Origin of the sequence: Brevundimonas sp. TSRC1-1 (assembly GCF_049898245.1) — a bacterium.
Classification (GTDB): Bacteria; Pseudomonadota; Alphaproteobacteria; order Caulobacterales; family Caulobacteraceae; genus Brevundimonas; species Brevundimonas mediterranea_A.
The window spans coordinates 1178695-1199686 of sequence record NZ_JAFCXI010000001.1 but is presented as its reverse complement, the minus strand read 5'-3'; the positions used below and the strand labels follow the sequence as shown (position 1 = coordinate 1199686).

The window sequence follows — 20992 nt, the reverse complement described above, 5'->3', positions numbered from 1 at the left end:
GAACTGGCCGACAAGGGCGTCATCGCCAACAGCCTGACCCCCGCCACTTTCGAAAGCCCGATCCTGCAACAGCTTCCGCCCAGCCAGGTCGAATACATGCGCTCCAAGATCCCGATGGGTCGCCTGGGCGAGGTCGAGGAAAGCGCCGCCATGGTCTGTTTCATGGCCTCCGAAGAATGCAGCTTCACCACCGCCTCGACGTTCGACACGTCCGGCGGACGCACGACGTACTAGGGCGCGCGGGTGGCTTCGGATCTTCGCATCGTCGACAGCCACGTCCACCTGTGGGACCTGTCGCGTGCGCGCTATGGCTGGATTCAGGACGATCCCCTGCCGAACAATCCGGCGGGGGACATGTCGCCCATCGCGCACAAGGACTACCTACTGGACGACTATCTGGCCGATACGGCGGGCTGGTGCGTGGACAAGATCGTCCACGTCGAGGCCGGCCAGCCTAGGGGCCGGCAACTGGCCGAGACCGACTGGCTCCAGTCCCTCGCCGATGACCGAGGCTGGCCGCACGCCATCGTCGCCGGCGCCGACCTGCTCGATCCCGACCTCGACGCCCTGCTGGAGGCCCATGCCGCGCGTCCGAACGTGCGCGGCGTGCGCCAGATCGTCTGCTGGCACGAGGATCCGCTGAGGACCTATACCGACCGCGACCTGCTGCGTAATCCGCAATGGGTCGCGGGCTTCGCCAAACTGGCCCGCCACGGCCTGTCGTTCGACCTGCAGCTCTATCCGTCGCAGATGGCGACCGCCGCCATCATCGCCGCGCGCCACCCCGACATCCCGATGATCGTCAACCACGCCGGCCTGCCGACGGATCGCAACGACGTCGGCATGGAGCGCTGGCGGATCGGTCTGCGTCTGCTGGCCGCCCAGCCCCAGGTCTCGATCAAGATCTCGGGCCTGGGCATCACCGACCGCGCCTGGACGCCCGAAACCATCCGTCCGACCGTGCTGGAATGCATCGACATCTTCGGGACCGAGCGGGCCATGTTCGCCTCGGACTTCCCGGTCGAGAGCGTCCACGGAAGCTTCGAAGCCTTCTATTCCGCCTTCGACGCGATCACGGCCGACTTCTCGACCGACGAGCGCAACCACCTGTTCGCCGCCAACGCCGAGGCGATCTACCGCATCTAGCCCCACTCCGCCGAAGCCGCAGCAAGACGGCCAGGCCCCCGAGGAAATCCAGGAGAGTATCCCATGGTCATCGAGACCGACGCCGCCCACACGCCCGGAGGCCTTGCCAAACCCGTCGGCGACCTGAAGGGTCCGCTGGCCTTCGCCATCGCCTGCTTCCTGATCTGGGGCCTGGCCTATGGTCTGCTGGACGTGCTGAACAAGCATTTCCAGGAGACGCTGAGCATCAGCCAGGCCGACAGCGCCTGGCTGCAGATCGCCTATTTCGGTGCCTATCTTCTGCTGTCGATTCCGGCGGGCATGTTGCTGCACGCGCGCGGCTACAAGTTCGGCATCGTGTCGGGCCTGGCGGTCACCGCCATCGGCGCCCTGCTGTTCATCCCGGCGGCGGGCGCGGGCGCCTTCCTGCCCTTCGTCGGCTCGATGTTCGTTCTCGCCGCCGGCCTGTGCATCCTTGAAACCAGCGCCGACACCTACGTCAACGTCCTGGGCGATCCGGCCAAGGCCTCGCAGCGGCTGAACCTAGCCCAGTCGTTCAACGCCCTGGGCGTCTTCTTCGGCCCGCTGATCGGCGGCGCGGTCTTCTTCAGCCCGACGACGACCCAGGCTCTGGGCGGCGCGACGCGCTCGATTCAGATCGTCTACGGCCTGATCGCCGTCGGCGTGGTCCTTTTCGCCATCGCCGTCTGGCGCGCCCGCCTGCCGGAGACCGGCCTGTCGGACCACGGCGGCGCGGCGGAAGGCGACACCCCCGCCCTGCCCCTTTCGAAGCAGCCGCACTTCATCGCCGGCGTGATCACCCAGGCCCTCTATATCGGCGCCCAGGTCGGCATCGGCGCCTATTTCATCAATCTGGTGACCCACAACTGGCAGGGTCTGACGTCGCAGCAAGGCGCCTTCATGCTGTCGCTCGCGGCCATCGGCTATCTGGTCGGTCGCTTCTTCGCCACCGCCCTGCTGCTGAAGATCAAGCCTCGTGTCCTGCTGACCACCTACGGCTTGATCAATGTGGTCCTGACCCTGATCGTCGCCGCCGGCATCGACAAGGTGTCGCCCATCGCCCTTCTGGCCGTCTTCTTCTTCATGTCCACCATGTTCGCCACCATCTTCGCCCTGGGCACGACCGGCCTCGGCGCCGGCACCAAGAAGGCGTCTTCCCTGATGGTCATGGCCATCGGCGGCGGCGTCCTGCTGCCCTGGCCCATGGGCAAGATCGCCGATCTCTACGGCGCCAACGTCGCCTTCCTGCTGCCCGCAGTCTGCTTCGCGGTGGTGGCTTGGTACGGTTGGAAGGGCGCAACGCTTGGGGTCCGTTCACGCGCTTGATCGTCGGCTCGTGTCGCCAGTCGGACGCCGTTCATAGCCCCGCAGGTGTCTTCCCGCCGCCTTCGAATCCACGGTGAGGGTCCGCGACACCGGCATGCCGAGGATGACACGACCGACGCCCGCGTCGCCGCCCTGACGGCATTGCCGAGAGCATCGGCGGCGGCGCTCGCGGCCCGGCTTGGAGTCGATCCCGAGGGTCTCGACACAGCCTTTTGCGGGAGCGGCGGCCAGACCTTCTCGGACATCGAGATGGCGCTGGCCGCCCCCGCCTCGACTTGACTATCGGGACGGCGGGAAGGCGGCATCCAGGGGTTCGCTCGTCCCCAAGCCTTTGAGCCGGGCCTTGTCCAGGCTGAGGGTGAGGCCGGCATTGCGGCCCGCCAGCGTCGCCACCCGATATTCGGCGGCCGTGCCGAGGATCAGCGAAGCCTCCGAAACGCTAAGGTCGTAATCCTGTTCCAGCCACTGGATCATGGCTGCGGTCGCGGCGCGGACAGCCTCGTCCAGCGACGAGGCCTGGCCGATCACGCTGATCCGGTCGCGGGTCTCGCCCCGGGGCGCGGCGAGCGGGCGGGCCGGGAGAACCTCAACGCTGAATTCAACGTCGAGTGAGGTCTCGAGCGCCCACTGCGTCGTCTCCCCGTCCCCCTGAAGCGCGTGACCATCGCCAAGGAAGAGCATGGCGCCCGGCTGGAACACGGGCAGGTACACCGTCGCCCCCTCCCCGATCTGGTTGAAGTCCATGTTGCCGCCCCACCGACCGGTGTCGCCCGCCGACTGGGCCGCGAAGCCGAAATCGGGCGCCACGCCCAGACCGCCCAGCATGGGGCGGACCGGCACGACATAGTCTTTCAGGTTCTCCGGCGGATTCTCCAGTCGGGCCGTGCCCGCCTGCCGGTCCAGACGCCAGCGCACCCTCTTACCTAGGCCGCCCGCCCGGGACGCCAGACCAAGTGACATGGCCCGACTCGCGACGCCGTCCAGGCTGTCGGCATAGTCCCGGTTCAGGTGCAGGCTGCGGATATGGATCGCCAGAACATCCCCCGCCTTCGCCCCGGCGACAAAGAACGGCCCCGTCTGCGGATTGCCGTAGAGGGCAGCGACGCGACCGTGTTCATCGACGCCGCCTGAATCGATCGTGCGCGTGGTCACGATGTCGCCCGGCTGGATGACCATGACCGGCGGCAGGTCGGCGGTGAAGGTATTGGAGAAGGCCTCCGGCGAATAGGACCGGCGGCCCGGCGGGCCATCAGGCATCTCCAGCCGAAGCCCGCGAAGAGCGTGCCGGGCGCGCGGGCCGGTATTGCTGGTGTCGGGATAGTCGGCCCAACCCGAAAGGGCGCCCTTCTCCAGACGGCCCTCGAACCGATACGGAACGCCATGGGAGTCGGTTGCGGCGAAGTGGATCTGGTCGCCATCCCGGCGGCCGCTCAGGGCCCAGCCGTTGACGTCGCCGAACAGCGTTTCGCCGTCCGCGTCCAGCGTCAGCAGACTGTGTTCGGCATTGCCCCAACGGTCGACCGACAGCAGCCATGTCTGCGGCTCCGCGGCGGCCTGAAGCCCACCCGACAGGGTCAACAATCCGGCGATCAGGATGGTGCGCATCGAAGGATCCTCTGGCGGTGGCGTTCCTGTCGTCGAATTAAGCCGTCCCGTTGCGGAAGCCATGTAGAAATCGGAACCGGACCAACGGAAAGTCGCCTTGTACGTCGCCTTTGCACCACCGCCGTCCGATCTCGGGCCCTGGATTTCAGGCTTTGCGGAACGTCGCGACGCACAGGGCTTCGACGACTTGCGTGAGTTGCCCGTCGCTCATCCCATGCTCCAGTTTATGACCGGCGGCGATTACCACTTGGCCGGCGTCGGGCCGGCTCCGCGGGTGGCCCTGGGGGGCCGGTTCTCACGCCAACGGCCGCCTGGACCGATGTTCCGGCGACGGTGTTTACCGCCATTCTGACGGGCCGTGGCGCTGTGGCCTTGTCCGGAATGCAGCTTTCGCGCCTTGCCGGACGTCGAGTTCTGCTGACGGCCATAGACGCGGCTGCTGACGACAGTCTGATTCGTCCACTGCTCGAGGCCGGTGATTTCCATGCCCGACAGCGCATCGTTTGCGACTGGTTCAGACGTCGTCTGGCGCTTGTGGCCGCGCCCGTGTCGCCGACGCTTGCGCTGAGCGACCGAATCCTCCTCGGCGAACTGCGCGCGCCCGTGCATGAGATCGCCCGGTCGGTCGGCCTCACGCCGCGTGGCCTTTCGAAGGCGTTCGAGCGGGAGGTCGGTTGCTCTCCCAAGCGGCTTCTGAGGCTGGCGCGACTGCAACGCGTGCTGCGCTCCCTTCATCCGCGGCCGTGGAATGGGAAATCCGGGCACGATGCGGTTCTGGAATATCATGACCTGGCCCATCTGGACCGCGACTTTCGCGACCTGACCGGCATAAGCCGTTCGGACTATGTCCGCGCAAAGGAGTCCGCAGGCGACCCGCTCCTCTACACTGTGGTCTAGACACCGGCGCGCTGAGCTATCCTTCCCCGCCACCATCTTGCGCCAATTGGCGATCATGCGGACCTTGCCATAAACGCGACATTCCGCGTGAGCCGGAGGTCCGCTTCGGGCGCTATGCCTACTTCGCACACCGCCCCCTAGCAGACCTTCTCCGTCTACCGACTGTTGAGTAGACCGTTGGGACTGCTTCCTTTGCCTATCTGCCCTTGATTGTCGCCGACTGGGACAGGGCCGCTACCAAGGCCGCAGGCTCTCCTCTCACCGTCGTGCGCAGTGCGGTCAACCCAAAATTCGACGATAGCTATAGTCCGCGACTGCATCCGACGGCGTGACGATCAGGAAGGCTCGACCTCGGTCGCCCCCTCGCGGAATTCTTCTGCGGTCACGCAAGCGGAGCCGTCTTCGTCGAGCACCCATACGCCGATCAGGGATGCGTGGTCGGGCGTGATGTCCTCGTCGATCAGATCGCCGTCATAGACGCCGACATTGCTGTAATCGAAATCCAGCAGGAGCTGATGGGCCATGTCGATCATCTCGTCGGCCATCCGACGCGCATAGCCCAGCGCCTCGCTGTCATTGGCGAAGTCGTCCGTCAGCGTGTTGACCTCGGCGGTGTCGCCGCCCTGGACCGCACTGGTGGTTACGATGGTGTACGCGGGCATTTTTGAACTCTTTCAGGTTTGAATCTCTCGACTAGCCTGATTGGCTGCGGGAAAGGCCATAATTCGTCCGAACCCGTCTTGAGGAGGATTGGAACCGATCACGGACGATCAGTCGCCGCCGCCCGGTCGTTCCTCTTGGTGGCGCGGTACACCTTCTGCAGCGCGCCGAGCCGGCGACGCTCTACCGCCTTCGCCGCCCGCTCCTGCTCGTGCTCGGCCGCAGCCGCCTCGAGGGTCAGCTTCTGGTAATGCGCCCACCGCGCGGGATCGAGCGCGCCGCTCTGCACGGCGGCCTGCACGGCGCAGCCCGGCTCGTTGGCGTGACTGCAGTTGGTGAACCGGCACGTCTGGAGAAGACCCTCGATGTCTTCGAACACGGCGCTCACGCCCGCTTCGGCGTCGATCAGACCGACTTCGCGGATACCGGGCGTGTCCAGCATCAACCGGCCGCCGGGAAGCAGGATGAGCTGGCGGTGGCTGGTGGTGTGCCGCCCCTGATCGTCGGTCTCGCGGATGGCCTGCGTCGCCATCCGGTCTTCGTTCAGGAAGGCGTTGACCAGGGTCGACTTGCCGACGCCGGACGAGCCGATCAGCACGCAGGTCTCCCCCCTCCCCACCTGGGCGAGCAAGGCGTCGAGGCCCACGCCTTGGCGTGCCGAGACCATCAACACAGGACAGCCCGGCTCCAGGGCTGCGACGCGGGCCGCCTGGCCCTCCGGATCGGCGCACAGGTCCGATTTCGTCAGCACCACGACAGGCCGGGCGCCGCTTTCCCAGGCCGCCGCCAGATATCGCTGGATCCGGCGCAGGTTGAGATCACCGTTCAGGGAGGTGACGATAAAGGCCACATCGACGTTTGCGGCCAGGATCTGCAGTTTCCGCATACTGTCGGCCGCCCTGCGGACGAAGGCCGTGCGGCGCGGCAGGAAGGCGTGGATCGTGGCCGTGCGCTCCTGCGCGCCGAACGAAAGGGCGACCCAGTCCCCGACCGCCGGATGCCCGATTTCCCCCGCCTCATGACGTAGCCGCCCCGAAACCTTGGCGCGTATTTCGCCGTTGTCGGTCGCGACGACGTAACCGTCCCGCTGGTGAAGAATGATGCGGCCCGGCGTGTGGCCCGCACGCTCATGGGGCTCGAAGGCCGACGCCAGAGACGTCGACCATCCATATTGTCCGATCAAATCAAGGGAATCCCTGTTGGTTGCGGCGACAATGTCCCTGCCGTTTACCCTGATAGCATCTCGCAGGAGGCTCAGCACGCAAGGGCGCTCACGCCCTGTCATTTCATCCGCCCCGACAACGGCTCACATCGACAGCTGCGCCGACTGGGGTCGGCCTGGAATGATGCGGGGCGCGAGGCTTGGGCCAGGGCGGAGGCTATGACCGCTCACCGCAGTTGGTAAAAGGACGGCGGGCCGACAGCGACCCGAATTGCAAAGGGGCCGCCCGAAAGCGGCCCCTCTAACCAACCGTTTCCTTAGAGGAAATGGTCGGAGCGACAGGATTCGAACCTGCGACCCCTTGACCCCCAGTCAAGTGCGCTACCAGGCTGCGCCACGCTCCGAAGGCGCTCCCTATAGACGGGGCGACCGTTGACCGCAAACGCTAAAACGACTTTTCCACCGACCGCGAAAGCACGGCGTCCAGACGCGCCTTCGCCTGCTCCAGATCGGCCAGAACACCCTGCAGGTCCGCATGTTCAGCGCGCCCGGCGTGCGACATCGAGACGGGGCGCGCCGGGACCGGCGTCGCGATGGCGGCGAACGTCTCGCCATCCTCGATCAGGGCCGCCGCCTCGGCGCCGACCAGCTTCTTCAGCCCCTGCTCCTTGTGCAGGCGCTGAACCCCGCGAATCGTCAGGCCGTCGTCGTGCAGCAGCCGCCGCACGGCCTTCAGCACCGCTATGTCCTGCGGTCGATAGAACCGGCGCCCCCCGGCCCGTTTCACGGGAACCACGAAACTGAACTTGGTTTCCCAGAAGCGCAGCACATGCTGCGGCGCCCCGACTTCCTCGGCCGCCTCGGAGATCGTGCGGAAGGCGTCTGGGCTCTTGGCCAAGGGACTCAGGCCTCGACGACGGCGTCGTGAACCCGGCTCTTCATGATCTGAGAGGCGCGGAAGCTGATGACCCGGCGCGGATTGATCGCCGCCGGTTCGCCGGTCTTGGGATTGCGCCCCATGCGGGCGCGCTTCTCGCGAACCTGAAACACGCCGAAGCCCGACAGTTTGACCGTATCGCCCTGTTCCAGGGATTCAACGATCAGTTCCAGGGTGCGCTCGACAAGGGCCGAACACTCCTGCCGGGACAGACCGACTTCTTCATGCACGGCTTCGCAAAGGTCGGCGCGCGTTACGGTCTGTAGGCCTGACATCATATCCCCGTCTGGTAGCGGTAGGCTGGGCGTATAGGGACGCAAAGTCTCCGAAAAATCAATGCCTCTGCCGGACTTAGAGGCGCAGCGCGCAGGCGCCCCAGGTCAGGCCGCCCCCCATGGCCTCCAGCAGGACCATGTCGCCCTTCTTGATCCGTCCGTCCTGGATCGCCGCGTCCAGCGCCAGGGGGATCGAGGCGGCCGAGGTGTTGGCGTGCAGGGCCACGGTCGAGATCACCTTGGTCTCGTCCAGACCCAGCCGGTCGCCGACGCCCTTGATGATCCGCTGATTGGCCTGATGCGGCACGAACCAGTCCACGTCGGCGATCTCTATGCCGGCGGCGGCGCAGGCGGCGGTGATGCCTTCGGCGATATTGACCACGGCATGACGGAACACCTGATTCCCGGCCATCCGCAGGTGGCCCACGGTCCCGGTCGTGGCCGGACCGCCGTCGACGTAGAGCAGATCGGTCTTCGAGCCGTCGGCGCGCAGGGCGAAGCCCAGCATCCCCTGATCGGCCGAGGTCCCCTGCCCTTCGCGCGGCTCCAGCACCACGGCGCCCGCGCCGTCGCCGAACAGGACGCAGGTGGTGCGGTCGGTCCAGTCCATCAGCCGCGTCATTTCTTCGGCGCCGATCACCAGGGCGCATTTGGACAGGCCGCGCGCCACGAAGCCGTCGGCCACGCTCAGCGCATACACGAAGCCTGAACAGACCGCCTGGACGTCAAAAGCCACGCCCACCCCGGCGCCCAGCTTGTGCTGAACGATCGAGGCCACGGCCGGGAAGGTCATGTCCGGCGTGGTCGTGGCCACGATGATCAGATCGACGTCCGCCGCCGTCTTGCCGGCGTCGGCCAGGGCCTTCCTGGCGGCCTCGACAGCCAGATCGCTGGTCGGCTGGTCGTCGCGCGCCTTGTGGCGCTGCTTGATGCCGGTGCGCTCCTGAATCCACTCGTCGGACGTATCGACGAACTTGGCCAGGTCGGCGTTGGTGACGATCTGCTCCGGCAGATAGGAGCCGACGCCGGTCACGGCGCTGCGGGTGACGCTCACTGAAGGGGTTCTCCGGCGGGGGCGGCGGGCGGGCTGGAATGGTCGAACACGGCGTCCAGCTTGCCCAGATTGGCGCCCACCTTGGTCATATAGTCGCTGCGGGCCAGATCGACCGCGATGCGGATCGCATTGCCGAAGCCCTTGGCGTCGGCGCCCCCGTGGCTCTTCACCACGATCCCGTTCAGCCCCAGCAGCGGGCCGCCGTTGATGGTGCTGGGATCGATCTTCTCGCGCATCTTCTTCAGAGCCGGCATGGCGATGGCGGCGCCCAGCTTGGACTGCAGGTTCGAGGTCAGGGCCTCGCGCAGCAGGGCGGAAATATAGCGCGCCGTGCCCTCGGCCGTCTTCAGGGCGATATTGCCGGTGAAGCCGTCGGTCACGACCACGTCCACCGTGCCCTTGGCGATGTCGTCGCCTTCGACGAAGCCGTGATAATTCAGGTCGAACGGCCCGTCGCGCAGGATGGCGTGCGCCTCCTTGACCTGTTCGTTGCCCTTCATGTCTTCCGAACCGACGTTCAGCAGGCCGATGGTCGGCCGGGCGATGCCGCGCACCGCCGACTGGAAGGCTTCGCCCATGATGGCGAACTCGACCAGTTGCTCGGCGTCGCTGCCGATATTGGCGCCCACGTCCAGCACCGCCGTATGGCCCTTGAAGGTCGGCCAGCTGGCGACGATGGCCGGCCGCTCCAGCCCCGGCGCGGACATGCGCAGAATCAGTTTGGAGATCGCCATCAGGGCGCCGGTGTTGCCGGCCGACACGACGCCGCCGGCCTCGCCCGTCTTCACCGCCTCGACGGCGTTCCACAGGCTGGAGCCCTTGCCCCGGCGCATGGCCTGGGCGGGCTTCTCGTCCATGGCCACGACCTTTTCGGTATGGCGGATCTCGGCGACAGCGTCCGACAGGTCGGCGCGCGCCAACTCAGGCCGAATCTGGGCTTCGTCACCGTGCAGCAGGAAGCGAACCCCCTCCCCGCCATGGGTGAGGATATAGCTGCGGACGCCGGGAATAACGACGGATGGGCCGTGATCGCCGCCCATGGCGTCAAGCGAGATCGTAACTGGGGCTGGCAAATGGACCTCGAATAGCCGCGTCGTCTTGTCGCGCGACGCTTGATATAGGGCGCTGGACGATAGCGCCCAAGCCGGGGGATGCAACCACCCGGCCCTAACGTCAACCTCAGCCTTGGCCGTCCTGCGGCTTCAGCGCCTTCAGGGCGGCGAAGGGCGAGATTTCGGCCGGTTCTTCCGGTTGCACGAACTCCGCGCCTGGCTTGCGCGGGAACGGATCCAACGACAGGGCCAGTTGCTCGACGGCGTACTGGCCCAGGTCGATCTTGCCGTCCTCGATCAGATCGGCGTCCTCCTCGTCCAGCGTGACCTCGATCTCGTCGGTCTCCGTGGGCGCACGTTCGGCCAGCTGGATAGAGAAGCGGCGATCCACGTCGACCGGCAGCGGCTCCAGCGTCAGGCCGCAGGTCTGGACCGCATGGGCGCTGACCCGGCCCTTCAGCGTCCATTCGCTGGTCGACGGGGTCGGCTTCACCTCCACGTCGATCGTGAAATCTTCCAGACCTTGCAGGTCCAGGGCGCGAGCGATTCGCTTGCGCGTGTCTGCGTCCGGCTCCAGCCGCCGGCTCAGTCCGGCGCCGATCTGGTTGATCCGCACCGTCTCGCTGTAGGGAAGGCTCACGCTCATCGTCTCAAACATCCGTCCAGGCCGGCTTCGCCAGCACATCATTGAATTCCTGCGCGGCCAGGCCGGCCCGCGCCGCCAGGGCGTAGCGCGCCAGATCATTCGCCCGTTCCGCCCCGGTCTCTGCATAGACATTGCGCGCCAGGGCCTCGGCCAGCGCCGTCGCGTCGTCGTCGCGCAGCGGCGTCTCATAGGCGTTCATCCGCCCGTACAGGGCCTCGCCCAGCTTGCGCATCTTCTTGCCGACCGAGACGTCGCCGACGCCTTCTTCGCGCAGCGCATGGTCCAGGGCCGAGACATAGGCGTCGAACAGGGCCTGGGCCGCGTCCCGCCCGGCCTCGGTGTTCTCGTCGCGCAGCCTCAGCACCAGCAGCAGCACGTGCAGCGTATAGAGCTCGAAGCGGGCGTCGATCCGGTCGGCCACGCCCAGACGCGTGTAAAAGCCGAGATGGCGCGCCTGTTCCACCGCCAGGGCGTACAGGGCGTCGCCGATGCGGACGCCGGGCCGGGGTTTGAACAGGTATTTCAGCATGGTTTTATACGGCCCCTTTTCCGCCGCGCCGTTGAACTAGGACGCAGGTCCGTCTAGGTCAAAGACCTTGTTCTCTCGCAGGCGCCCGATCATGTCTCGTTTCGTCCCGCTTTTCGTCGCCGTTTCCCTGGCCGGCCTGTCCGCCGCCTGCGCGCCCATGATCGGCTCCAACGGCTTCCAGGCCATCGACGCCAAGCCCCAGGACATCGTCGCGGGGACCGACACCAAGGAAACCGTCCTGGCCCGCCTCGGTTCGCCGTCGACCACCTCGACCTTCGAACCGGATCAGGTCTGGTACTACATCAGCCAGACGACCGAGAAATACACCTACAACCGCCCGGTCGTCGCCAGCCGCACCATCACCGAAGTCACCTTCGAGCCGAACGGCGACAAGGTCGCCGCCGTCCGCACCCTGGGCCTGGCCGACGGCGAGCAGATCGCGATGAACCGGACCGAGACGCCGACCCGCGGCCGCGCCCTGACCGTGCTCGAACAGCTGCTGGGCAACGTCGGTCGCGGCCAGCTGCCGCGCACCGAGGACGACACCCCCGGCCAACGCCGCCCAGACTAAGCGCCGCCCGGACTAGGGTCCGACGCATCGCCGAAAAAACGCCCCGGAGATCACTCTCCGGGGCGTCTTCGTACAAGCTTAGCCGATATTTCCGCTCGCCAGCACCGCCAGCAGCAGCAGGGCGACGATATTGGTGATCTTGATCATCGGATTCACCGCCGGGCCGCTGGTGTCCTTGTAAGGATCCCCCACCGTATCGCCGGTCACGGCCGCCTTGTGGGCTTCGGAGCCCTTGCCGTGGACCACGCCGTTCTTGTCGGTGAAGCCTTCCTCGATCACCTTCTTGGCGTTGTCCCAGGCGCCGCCGCCCGAGGTCATCGACACAGCCACGAACAGGCCGGTGACGATCACCCCCATCAGCATGGCGCCCAGCGAGGCGAAGGCGTTGGCCTTGTCCGAAATCGCCAGCACCGCGACGAACAGGACGATGGGCGACAGCACCGGCAACAGCGACGGCACGATCATCTCGCGAATCGCCGCCTTGGTCAGGATGTCCACCGCCCGTCCGTACTCCGGCTTGACCTGATAGGTCATGATGCCCGGGTTCTCGCGGAACTGCCGCCGCACCTCGGCCACCACGGCCTCGGCCGCACGCCCGACCGCCATCATCGACATGCCGCCGAACAGGAAGGGCAGCAGTCCCCCGAACAGCAGGCCCACGACCACATAGGGGTTGGTCAGGTCGAAGGCGATCGGCCCCATGTCGGCGAAGAAGGGATAGTCCGCCGGATTGGCCGAGAAATACTGCAGGTCCGACGTATAGGCCGCGAACAGCACCAGGGCGCCCAGGCCGGCCGAACCGATGGCGTAGCCCTTGGTCACGGCCTTGGTGGTGTTGCCCACCGCGTCGAGCGCATCGGTCGACCGCCGCACCTCGCTGGGCAGGCCCGCCATTTCGGCGATCCCCCCGGCGTTGTCCGTCACCGGCCCGAAGGCGTCCAGCGCCACGATCATCCCCGCCACGCCCAGCATGGTGGTGGTGGCGATGGCGATGCCGAACAGACCCGCCAGCTGGAAGCTGGCCACGATGCCGACGATGATGGTCAGGGCCGGAAGCGCCGTGGCCTCCAGCGAGACCGCCAGCCCCTGGATCACATTGGTCCCGTGACCCGAGACCGAGGCGTTGGCCACCGACTGCACCGGCCGGAATTTCGACCCCGTGTAGTATTCCGTCACCACCACGATGGCCGCCGTCACCGCCAGCCCGACCATGCCGGACCAGAACAGGGCCATCGGCTGGATCGTCAGGCCGCTTCCGGTCACGATCGGCCCCGTCACCATCTGGTTGATCACCCACCAGACCGCGCCGATGGACAGGACGCCGGTCACGATCAGCCCCTGATACAGGGCACCCATGATGTTCTGGCTCTTGCCCAGCCGCACGAAGAAGCTGCCGATGATCGAGGTGACGATACAGACTGCGCAGATCGCCAGCGGCAGCACCATCAGGGCGCCCACATAGGGCTGATCGCGGAAGAAGATGGCCGCCAGCACCATGGTCGCCACCGTCGTCACCGCATAGGTCTCGAACAGGTCGGCCGCCATGCCGGCGCAGTCGCCGACATTGTCGCCCACATTGTCGGCGATGGTCGCGGCGTTTCGGGGATCGTCCTCGGGGATGCCGGCCTCGACCTTGCCCACCATGTCGCCGCCCACGTCGGCGCCCTTGGTGAAGATGCCGCCGCCCAGACGGGCGAAGATCGAGATCAGCGAGGCGCCGAAGCCCAGGGCCACCAGACCGTCGATCACCTCGCGGCTGGTCGAGCCCAGACCCAGGTGATGGGTCAGCACGATAAAGTAGCCGGACACCCCGATCAGGGCGCCGCCCGCCACGAACATGCCGGTGATGGCGCCCGAGCGGAACGCCAGGTTCAGTCCCTTGGACAGGCTCTCGGACGCCGCCTGCGCCGTGCGCACATTGGCCCGCACCGAAATCAGCATGCCGGCGTAACCGGCGGCGCCCGACAGGACGGCCCCGATCACGAAGCCGACCGCCGCATAGACGCCGATCAGCAGATAGGCGGCGATCAGGATCACGACCCCGACCATGCCGATCGTCAGATATTGCCGCTTCAGATAGGCCGAGGCGCCTTCCTGAATGGCGGCGGCGATCTCTCGCATCTTGTCATTGCCGGTGCTCGCCCTCATCAGCACTGCGGTCTGTGCGGCGCCGTACAGCACCGCCAGAACGCCTGCCGCGAAGACCAGCGTAAGTGAGTTCGTCATTGACGTTTCCATGCCCTTGCAACAAGCGCACGGATCCTTGCGACGGCGGGCGTTATCGCCTCTGTCCGACGTCCGGTCCCCCCGAGCGCGGCGGACGCGTCAGTGCGTCCCTTGGGATTTGCAGAGGGAGCGTGTCATGGGCGTCAAGTTGACGCAACCATGGTTGCGGACCTTCAGACGCCCGGCGTCATGCCCGCGCGCAGGCGCGGGTTTTGGGCGATGATCTCGGCCCGTGCGACGGAGCCCCGTCCAGAGATCGCGTTCGCAGCCGCGACCAGGGCCGCAGACATCCGGTTTTCGTCCAGCCGCGTCCAGTCGCCCGCAACAGTGAAGGGGGTGCGGTGGGCCGCCTTGACCAAGGCGTCGCGGAAGAACGCCTCCTTGGGCCGCATCTGCTCGACCGTCTTGCCCCCGCCGATATGCAGCTTCAGCGAGACGAAGACGTAGTTTCTAAGGCGACCATCGGCGATCACCGGCAGGCCGACGCCGGGGATGCTCAAGGCCGGGGCCTCGGCGGGGGTCTTGCTGGATGAGGCCCGGGCCGATGTAGCAGCGACGCCGGCCAGGGCGACTGTTCCAGACGTGATCAAGGTTCTGCGATCCATGACCGCCACCCTAGCGGTGCGCGGTTAGGATTGTGTTGCCGGCTCAGCCATGGGTCCAGCCCCGCCGCGCCAACTCTATCCGCCGTCCCCCATAGTCGACCGCAACGCCCTCGCCCGCCGTAACCGCCCCGATCCGGGTCAGGCGCAGCAGGCGGCGTTCGGCCTCGCGACGCAGGGTCTCTTCATGGCGAGGGTGGGCGGTGAAGACGATCTGGTAGTCGTCGCCGCCGGTCGCCAGGTCCTCCAGCGCCGCCTGCGGATCGACCCGGTCCTCGAACCAGGCCTGGGCGGCGGCGGACAGGGGCAGGACGCTGAGGTTCAGGGCAATGCCGACGCCGCTGGCCTTGGCGATATGGTTCAGGTCCGCCGCCAGACCGTCGGACACGTCCGCCGCCGCCGTCGCCAGGTTCCGGACGACCTCCGCGAAGTCCAGTCTCGGCATGGGGGTGCGGTAATGGTCGATCAGGCGCGCAAGCCGTTCGGCGTCCAGCTTCAGCTTGGCTTGCGCCGCCTGAAGCCCCAGCAGGCCATCGCCGATGGTTCCGGTGACGAAGACCAGGTCTCCCACCTGGGCGCCCGCGCGCGACACCGCCCCACCCGCCGGAACCCAGCCAAGGGCTGTGAGGGAAAACACCGCCGGCCCCGGCGTCCTGACCGTGTCGCCGCCCATCAGAAACACCCCGAACAGGGCCTGATCCTGCGCCAACCCGGCCGCAAAGGCCTCGCGTTCGGGCCAGCCGCAGCGGTCCGACCAGCAGCAGGCCAGCAGATAGCCGAAAGGCTCGGCGCCCTTGGCGGCCAGGTCCGACAGGTTCACCCGCAGCAGCTTCTTGGCCACGGTGTCCAGCGGATCGTCGGGCAGGAAATGCACGCCCTCGACGATGACGTCCTTGGTCAGGACCAGGTCGTAACCGGGCCGGGACGGCAGCACCGCCACATCATCGGCCAGCCCCCTGCCCCATTCGGGATGGGCCAGGGGCCGCAGCAGCCTCTCGATCGTCTCGAATTCGCCCGCGACGTCGAGCGACGGCATTATTTGCGCGTGTCTCTGGACACGCCGTCCAGCGCCGCATTGACGAACCGCGCCTCGGAATCGTCGAAGAAGGCCTTGGCCAGTTCGACATATTCGTCGATCACGACCTCGCGCGGCGTCTCCGGGTGTTTGATCAACTCCCAGGCGCCCGAGCGCAGGAGGGCGCGCAGGGTGGCGTCGATCCGCTCCAGCTTCCAGTTGGACGCCAGGCGGGCCTTGATCGCCGTGTCGATGTCGCGCTGGCTCTCGATCACGCCCCGCACGATGTCGGCGAAATAGGCTTCGTCGGCCTCGGCCAGGGCCTCGCCCTCGATATCCGTATCGAAGCGGAAGTTGGCGAATTCGGTGATCACCGTCTCAACGCCCTCGCCCGCCAGCTCCATCTGGTACAGGGCCTGGACGGCGGCGAGACGCGACACCGTGCGCGCACGGCGCTGTTTGGAGCTGAGATGAGGCTCGGCCCGCTGCTTCTCGGCCTCGGCCAGTTGTTCGAGGACGGCTTTGACGCTGTTCGGTTCAGTCATGCGCCGAGGCCTAGCCGCAACCGCTTCTTCAATGCAATGAGCTCGAGACAGGCTTTGGCCGCCCCGCCCCCCTTATCCCCTTCGGAAAGCCGCGCCCGGGCCCAGGCCTGGTCCTCGTCCTCGGTCGTCAGGATGCCGTTGCCGATGAGCAGTCCCTTGACGCCCAGGGCCATGAGGCCGGCCGCCGACTGGTCCGAGACGATCTCGAAATGATAGGTCTCGCCGCGGATCACGCAGCCCAGGGCGACATAGCCGTCGTAACGCGGCGCGGTCGGGAACCGTCCGGCCTCCTCGGCCATCGCGATGACGGCCGGTATCTCCAGGGCGCCCGGCACGGTGACGACGTCGAACTCGGCGCCGCGCGCCTTCAACGTCTCCTTGGCGCCCTCCAGCAGGGCGTCGGCCAATTCGTCGTAGAAGCGCGCCTCGACGATCAGAATACGGGGGGCCTCGGTCACGCCTTGTCTTCTCCATCCATGTCGCGCCAGCCGACGATGCGCAGGCCATAGCCCTCAAGCGCCGTCGGTTCGGGTCGCGTCGAACTCATCACGATCATGTCTCTGACGCCCAGGTCCAGCAGGATCTGCGCGCCGACGCCATAGGCCCGCAGCGACCGGTCCACCGCCGCAGGCTTGTCCACGCCCGCCAGACGCTCCGCCAGCGAGGTCAGCGACGGATCGCGCAGAAAGACGACCACGCCCGGCCCGTCATGGTCGGTGATCTGTTTCAGCGCCTTGGGCACATAGTCCTGGCGCGTCTCGACATGGCCCAGCAGGTCGCAGGCGAAATCCACCTGGTGCATCCGCACCAGGGTCGGCCTGGACGGGTCGATCTTGCCGTGCACCAGGGCGACGTGTTCCGCGCCCTCGATGGTGTTCCGGTACAGCATCAGGCGGAACGGGCCGCCGTGGACGCTTTCGAACGGCGTATCCATGATCCGCTCGACGAACCGCTCAGTGCGGCGGCGATAGGCGATCAGGTCGGCGATGGTGCCGATCTTCAGTCCATGAAGTTGAGCGAAGGCGACCAGATCGGGCATCCGCGCCATCTCGCCGTCGTCCTTGATGATCTCGCAGATCACCCCGGCCGGGGTCAGGCCCGCCATCCGGCTGATGTCCACGGCGGCCTCAGTATGGCCGGCGCGGACCAGAACCCCGCCGTCGCGCGCCACCAGGGGGAAGATGTGGCCGGGCGAGACGATGTCGTCCATGCCCTTGGACGCATCGGTCGCCACATGAATGGTGCGCGACCGGTCGGCCGCCGAAATCCCCGTGGTCACGCCGTCCTTGGCCTCGATCGAGACGGTGAAGGCGGTCTTCATGCTCTCGCGATTGTCGGCCGCCATCGGCGGCAGCCGCAGTTGGTTGGCCCGCTCGGCCGTCAGGGCCAGGCACACCAGCCCGCGGGCCTGGCGGATCATGAAATTGATCTGGTCGGGCGTGGCGAACTGGGCGGGGATGATGATGTCCCCCTCGTTCTCGCGGTCCTCGGCGTCCACCAGGATGTAGGGACGGCCGTTGCGGGCATCCTCAAGAATGTCCTCGATGGGACTGATCGGGCTGTCGTTCATGTTTGCGGCCAATTGCATCACGCCGTCTCCTGCCACCGCGCGAGGTATCGCGCCAGCATGTCGATCTCGAGATTGACCGGATCGCCCGCCTTCAGACGGCCCAGGGTCGTCACATCCCACGTATGCGGAATGATATTCAACGAAAACACCTGTCCCGCGACGCTGTTCACCGTCAGGGACACCCCGTCCACGGTGATCGAGCCCTTGGCGGCGATATAGCGGTGCAGGGGCGCCGGCGCCTGGACCTCGACCCGGTGCGACCCGCCCTCCGGCGTGATCGAGACGACGCGGCCCAGGCCGTCGACATGGCCCGAGACCACATGGCCGCCCATCTCGTCGCCCAGTTTGGCGGCGCGTTCCAGATTGACGCCGTCGCCGGCCTTCCACGCGCCCAGGGTGGTCTTGGACAAGGTCTCGTTCGACACCTCGACCGCGAACCAATCCGTCCCCTTCTCCGTCACCGTCAGGCAGCAGCCCGCGTGGCTGATCGAGGCGCCCAGGTCGATCCCGGCCACGTCCCAGGCGGTCTGGATCTCATAGCGGCGATCCCGCTCCGTCTCGCGGACGTCGCGAACGCGCCCGATGTCGGTGACGATTCCGGTGAACATTTCGGCTCCGGTCCCTTCCGGACCCAAAAAACATAGTCTGAATAGTCTGAATTGTCTGAAATCGACCGGCGAAAACGTCCGGCGGCGGCGTCACGATCGCTCGTAGCGCTCCCACAGATCGTCTCCGACGGGCGTGACGCCCAGGCGACGGAACTTGGGGGCGTCGGCCAGCTTTGCAAGAGCCAGGGCCGCCACGCAGGGCCGCCCCTCCCCGCCCAGCAGGATCGGCGCCCGGAACCACTCCAGCCGGTCCACAGCCCCGGCCCTCAGGAAGGCGGCCGCGACCTGCCCCCCGCCCTCGATCAGCACCGAGTCCACGCCCGCCGCCTTCAGCGCCTTCAGCACCGCCGGGATCGCAGGACGTCCGTCCTCGTCTTCGGCATCGACCCGCCGCACCTGGGCTGCGCCGACGGGCTTCGGTTCGACCGTCGTCAGGATCAGCGTGTTCTCGCCCGCCAGTTTCGCCGTCGCCGGCGTGCGCAGCCGACTGTCCAGCACCACCCGCAGCGGCTGGTCCACGCTGCGTCCCGGCAGGCGCGCGGTCAGTTCGGGGTCGTCCTTCAGCACCGTCTCGACGCCCACCAGAATGGCGTCATGGCCGGCGCGCAGCCGATGGCCTTCCAGCCGCGCCGCCTCGCCGGTGATCCACCGGCTTTCGCCCGTGGCCGTGGCGATACGCCCGTCCAGCGACGTGGCCAGCTTCAGGGTGACGCGCATCAGGCCTTGTCGGAGGGCTCGTCGAAGCCCCCATCGGCAAAACCTTCGGCGCCCAGGAATTTGGCGAAATCACCGGTATGGCGGAAGTCCTTGTAGACCGAGGCGTAGCGGACATAGGCCACCTCATCCACGCCCTTCAGCGCCTTCATGATGAAGTCGCCGACCGTGCTGGAGGGCACCTCGGTCTCGCCCAGGCTCTCCAGCTGGCGCACGATCCGGTTGACCATCTGCTCGACCTGTTCGGGCTGGACCGGCCGTTTGCGCAGGGCCACGCCCAGCGACCGCTCCAGCTTGTCGCGGTCGAACGGCGTGCGCCGCCCGTTGCGCTTCAGGATCACCAGTTCGCGCAGTTGCACCCGTTCGAAGGTGGTGAAGCGCCCGTTGCAGTTCGGACAGGATCGACGGCGTCGGATCGCCGAGCCGTCGTCCGACGGCCGGCTGTCCTTAACCTGGGTGTCCTGATGACCGCAGAAGGGGCACTTCATCGGTCAGATCATCGGTAGATGGGGAAGCGGTTGGTCAGCTCCCGCACCTGGGCCGCCACGCCCGCGACCACGGCCGGATCGGCTTCATCGCCGCCGTTCATCGACGAGACGACGTCGGCGATCCAGTGGCCGATCTGCTTGAACTCGTCCTCGCCGAAGCCGCGCGTCGTGCCCGCCGGCGTGCCCAGGCGAACGCCCGAGGTGACGGTGAAGGGGGCGGTGTCGAACGGCACGCCGTTCTTGTTGCAGGTCATCAGCGCCTTCTCGAGCTCGTGCTCGGTCGCCTTGCCGGTCACGCCCTTGGGCCGCAGATCGACCAGGGCCAGGTGGCTGTCGGTGCCGCCCGAGACGATGGCCAGGCCGCGCTCGACCAGGACGCCGGCCAGGGCCTGGGCGTTCTTGACCACTTGCTGGGCGTACAGTTTGAACTCGGGCTGCAGCGCCTCGCCGAAGGCCACGGCCTTGGCCGCGATCACATGCTCCAGCGGCCCGCCCTGCAGGCCGGGGAAGACGGCCGAGTTGATCTTCTTGCCCAGCTCGACGTCGTTGGACAGGATCATGCCGCCGCGCGGACCGCGCAGGGTCTTGTGCGTCGTCGTGGTCACGACATGGGCGTGCGGGATCGGATCGGGATAGGCGCCCCCGGCCACCAGGCCGGCGTAGTGGGCCATGTCCACCATCAGATAGGCGCCGACGCTGTCGGCGATCTCGCGGAACCGCTTGAAGTCGATGTGACGGCTATAGGCCGAGGCGCCCGCCAGGATCAGCTTCGGCTTCTCCTTCTGCGCCATCTCCGCCACATGGTCATAGTCGATCAGATGGGTGTCTTCGCGGACCTTGTAGGTCACGGGCCGGAACCACTTGCCCGACTGGTTCGCCGGCGACCCGTGCGTCAGGTGCCCGCCGCAGGCCAGGTCCATGCCCAGGAATGTGTCTCCGGGCTGCAGCAGGGTGAAGAAGACCGCCTGGTTGGCCTGGGCGCCCGAGTGGGGCTGCACATTGGCGAAGGCCGCGCCGAACAGTTTCTTGGCCCGTTCGCGCGCCAGATCCTCGGTCACATCGACGAATTCGCAGCCGCCGTAATAGCGACGACCAGGATAGCCCTCGGCGTATTTGTTCGTCAGAACCGAGCCCTGCGCGTCCAGCACCGCCTGGGAGACGATGTTCTCCGACGCGATCAGTTCGATCTGCTCCTTCTGCCGCCCCATCTCGCCCTGAATGGCCTTGAAGACGTCCGGATCGGCGTCGGCCAAGGTCTTGGTGAAATAGGCGTCATGGGTGAAGGCGGTCACGTCGGAATCCCCGCGTCTGAGAAGGCCGCCTATCTAGGCCGCAGCGCGCCGAACCACAATATCTTGTGGTGA

Annotated in this window: 24 protein-coding genes and 1 tRNA gene; 5 read left to right on the top strand and 20 right to left on the bottom strand. The window is 66.9% G+C overall.

Annotated features, from left to right (window positions below):
* The 3 genes from ACP7CK_RS06050 to ACP7CK_RS06040 form a co-directional block, all read left to right on the top strand.
* On the top strand, positions 1 to 234 hold a 234-nt coding region (locus ACP7CK_RS06050), incomplete at its 5' end, for an SDR family oxidoreductase (RefSeq protein WP_291756718.1).
* A gap of 9 nt (positions 235 to 243) precedes the next feature.
* Positions 244 to 1146: an amidohydrolase family protein gene (locus ACP7CK_RS06045; protein WP_426025419.1), complete on the top strand. Its 903-nt coding sequence runs from the start codon at positions 244 to 246 to the stop codon at positions 1144 to 1146.
* Between the two features lie 63 nt (positions 1147 to 1209).
* On the top strand, positions 1210 to 2472 hold the full coding sequence (locus tag ACP7CK_RS06040) for a sugar MFS transporter (RefSeq protein ID WP_426025418.1): 1263 nt from the start codon (positions 1210 to 1212) through the stop codon (positions 2470 to 2472).
* A 279-nt stretch (positions 2473 to 2751) separates the two neighbouring features.
* On the opposite strand, the gene ACP7CK_RS06035 is transcribed toward ACP7CK_RS06040, so the two are convergent.
* On the bottom strand, positions 2752 to 4077 hold the full coding sequence (locus tag ACP7CK_RS06035; protein WP_426025417.1) for an acetamidase/formamidase family protein: 1326 nt from the start codon (positions 4075 to 4077) through the stop codon (positions 2752 to 2754).
* A 333-nt stretch (positions 4078 to 4410) separates the two neighbouring features.
* Here ACP7CK_RS06035 and ACP7CK_RS06030 point away from each other — a divergent pair, with 333 nt between their 5' ends.
* Positions 4411 to 4974, top strand: coding sequence for a helix-turn-helix domain-containing protein (locus tag ACP7CK_RS06030; RefSeq protein ID WP_426025416.1), 564 nt, complete (start codon positions 4411 to 4413; stop codon positions 4972 to 4974).
* 335 nt (positions 4975 to 5309) lie between these two features.
* On the opposite strand, the gene ACP7CK_RS06025 is transcribed toward ACP7CK_RS06030, so the two are convergent.
* From ACP7CK_RS06025 to ACP7CK_RS05985, 9 genes are all read right to left on the bottom strand, one after another.
* Positions 5310 to 5636: a hypothetical protein gene (locus ACP7CK_RS06025; protein WP_154725997.1), complete on the bottom strand. Its 327-nt coding sequence runs from the start codon at positions 5634 to 5636 to the stop codon at positions 5310 to 5312.
* A 98-nt stretch (positions 5637 to 5734) separates the two neighbouring features.
* Positions 5735 to 6817 carry a ribosome small subunit-dependent GTPase A gene (gene rsgA / locus ACP7CK_RS06020; RefSeq protein ID WP_426025415.1) on the bottom strand — a complete coding sequence of 361 codons (1083 nt, stop codon included), beginning with the start codon at positions 6815 to 6817 and terminating at the stop codon, positions 5735 to 5737.
* A gap of 306 nt (positions 6818 to 7123) precedes the next feature.
* Positions 7124 to 7200 (bottom strand) — tRNA-Pro (locus tag ACP7CK_RS06015).
* A gap of 41 nt (positions 7201 to 7241) precedes the next feature.
* Entirely contained in the window at positions 7242 to 7694 is a 453-nt protein-coding gene (locus tag ACP7CK_RS06010; RefSeq protein ID WP_035306827.1) for a MerR family transcriptional regulator, read from the bottom strand.
* Between the two features lie 5 nt (positions 7695 to 7699).
* A complete protein-coding gene (locus ACP7CK_RS06005; protein ID WP_035306862.1) occupies positions 7700 to 8008 on the bottom strand; it encodes an integration host factor subunit alpha in 309 nt (102 codons plus the stop codon).
* 76 nt (positions 8009 to 8084) lie between these two features.
* Positions 8085 to 9062 (bottom strand): beta-ketoacyl-ACP synthase III, encoded by a 978-nt coding sequence (locus ACP7CK_RS06000; protein ID WP_154726839.1) that lies wholly within the window; start codon positions 9060 to 9062, stop codon positions 8085 to 8087.
* A complete protein-coding gene (gene plsX / locus ACP7CK_RS05995; protein WP_426025414.1) occupies positions 9059 to 10135 on the bottom strand; it encodes a phosphate acyltransferase PlsX in 1077 nt (358 codons plus the stop codon). The genes ACP7CK_RS06000 and plsX overlap by 4 nt, the downstream gene beginning before the upstream one ends.
* A 106-nt stretch (positions 10136 to 10241) precedes the next feature.
* A complete protein-coding gene (locus ACP7CK_RS05990; RefSeq protein WP_035310147.1) occupies positions 10242 to 10760 on the bottom strand; it encodes a YceD family protein in 519 nt (172 codons plus the stop codon).
* Positions 10761 to 10764: 4 nt separating this feature from the next.
* Positions 10765 to 11289, bottom strand: a complete 525-nt coding sequence (locus ACP7CK_RS05985) for a ubiquinol-cytochrome C chaperone family protein (RefSeq protein ID WP_008259732.1) — start codon at positions 11287 to 11289, stop codon at positions 10765 to 10767.
* A gap of 91 nt (positions 11290 to 11380) precedes the next feature.
* Here ACP7CK_RS05985 and ACP7CK_RS05980 point away from each other — a divergent pair, with 91 nt between their 5' ends.
* Entirely contained in the window at positions 11381 to 11860 is a 480-nt protein-coding gene (locus ACP7CK_RS05980) for an outer membrane protein assembly factor BamE (protein ID WP_008262615.1), read from the top strand.
* Positions 11861 to 11938: 78 nt separating this feature from the next.
* Here the strand turns inward: ACP7CK_RS05980 and ACP7CK_RS05975 are convergent, their stop codons facing one another.
* The 10 genes from ACP7CK_RS05975 to glyA all read right to left on the bottom strand — a co-directional run bounded on the left by ACP7CK_RS05975 (position 11939) and on the right by glyA (position 20920).
* The gene (locus tag ACP7CK_RS05975) at positions 11939 to 14086 is read right to left on the bottom strand and encodes a sodium-translocating pyrophosphatase (RefSeq protein ID WP_426025413.1); all 2148 of its coding nucleotides are present in this window, start codon (positions 14084 to 14086) and stop codon (positions 11939 to 11941) included.
* Between the two features lie 173 nt (positions 14087 to 14259).
* Positions 14260 to 14691 carry a hypothetical protein gene (locus tag ACP7CK_RS05970; RefSeq protein WP_154725498.1) on the bottom strand — a complete coding sequence of 144 codons (432 nt, stop codon included), beginning with the start codon at positions 14689 to 14691 and terminating at the stop codon, positions 14260 to 14262.
* 43 nt (positions 14692 to 14734) lie between these two features.
* On the bottom strand, positions 14735 to 15724 hold the full coding sequence (gene thiL / locus ACP7CK_RS05965; RefSeq protein ID WP_426025412.1) for a thiamine-phosphate kinase: 990 nt from the start codon (positions 15722 to 15724) through the stop codon (positions 14735 to 14737).
* On the bottom strand, positions 15724 to 16248 hold the full coding sequence (gene nusB, locus ACP7CK_RS05960) for a transcription antitermination factor NusB (protein WP_008258889.1): 525 nt from the start codon (positions 16246 to 16248) through the stop codon (positions 15724 to 15726). The genes thiL and nusB overlap by 1 nt, the downstream gene beginning before the upstream one ends.
* On the bottom strand, positions 16245 to 16706 hold the full coding sequence (gene ribH, locus ACP7CK_RS05955; protein ID WP_008263826.1) for a 6,7-dimethyl-8-ribityllumazine synthase: 462 nt from the start codon (positions 16704 to 16706) through the stop codon (positions 16245 to 16247). The genes nusB and ribH overlap by 4 nt, the downstream gene beginning before the upstream one ends.
* Positions 16703 to 17836 (bottom strand): 3,4-dihydroxy-2-butanone-4-phosphate synthase, encoded by a 1134-nt coding sequence (gene ribB, locus ACP7CK_RS05950; protein WP_292147451.1) that lies wholly within the window; start codon positions 17834 to 17836, stop codon positions 16703 to 16705. Before ribB ends, ribH begins: the two co-directional genes overlap by 4 nt.
* Entirely contained in the window at positions 17836 to 18426 is a 591-nt protein-coding gene (locus tag ACP7CK_RS05945; RefSeq protein WP_426025411.1) for a riboflavin synthase, read from the bottom strand. The genes ribB and ACP7CK_RS05945 overlap by 1 nt, the downstream gene beginning before the upstream one ends.
* Before the next feature lie 90 nt (positions 18427 to 18516).
* The gene (locus ACP7CK_RS05940; RefSeq protein ID WP_372704527.1) at positions 18517 to 19143 is read right to left on the bottom strand and encodes a RibD family protein; all 627 of its coding nucleotides are present in this window, start codon (positions 19141 to 19143) and stop codon (positions 18517 to 18519) included.
* Entirely contained in the window at positions 19143 to 19628 is a 486-nt protein-coding gene (nrdR, locus tag ACP7CK_RS05935; protein WP_008264203.1) for a transcriptional regulator NrdR, read from the bottom strand. Before nrdR ends, ACP7CK_RS05940 begins: the two co-directional genes overlap by 1 nt.
* Positions 19629 to 19636: 8 nt before the next feature.
* The gene (gene glyA / locus ACP7CK_RS05930; RefSeq protein WP_292147446.1) at positions 19637 to 20920 is read right to left on the bottom strand and encodes a serine hydroxymethyltransferase; all 1284 of its coding nucleotides are present in this window, start codon (positions 20918 to 20920) and stop codon (positions 19637 to 19639) included.
* Between the last annotated feature and the right edge of the window lie 72 nt (positions 20921 to 20992).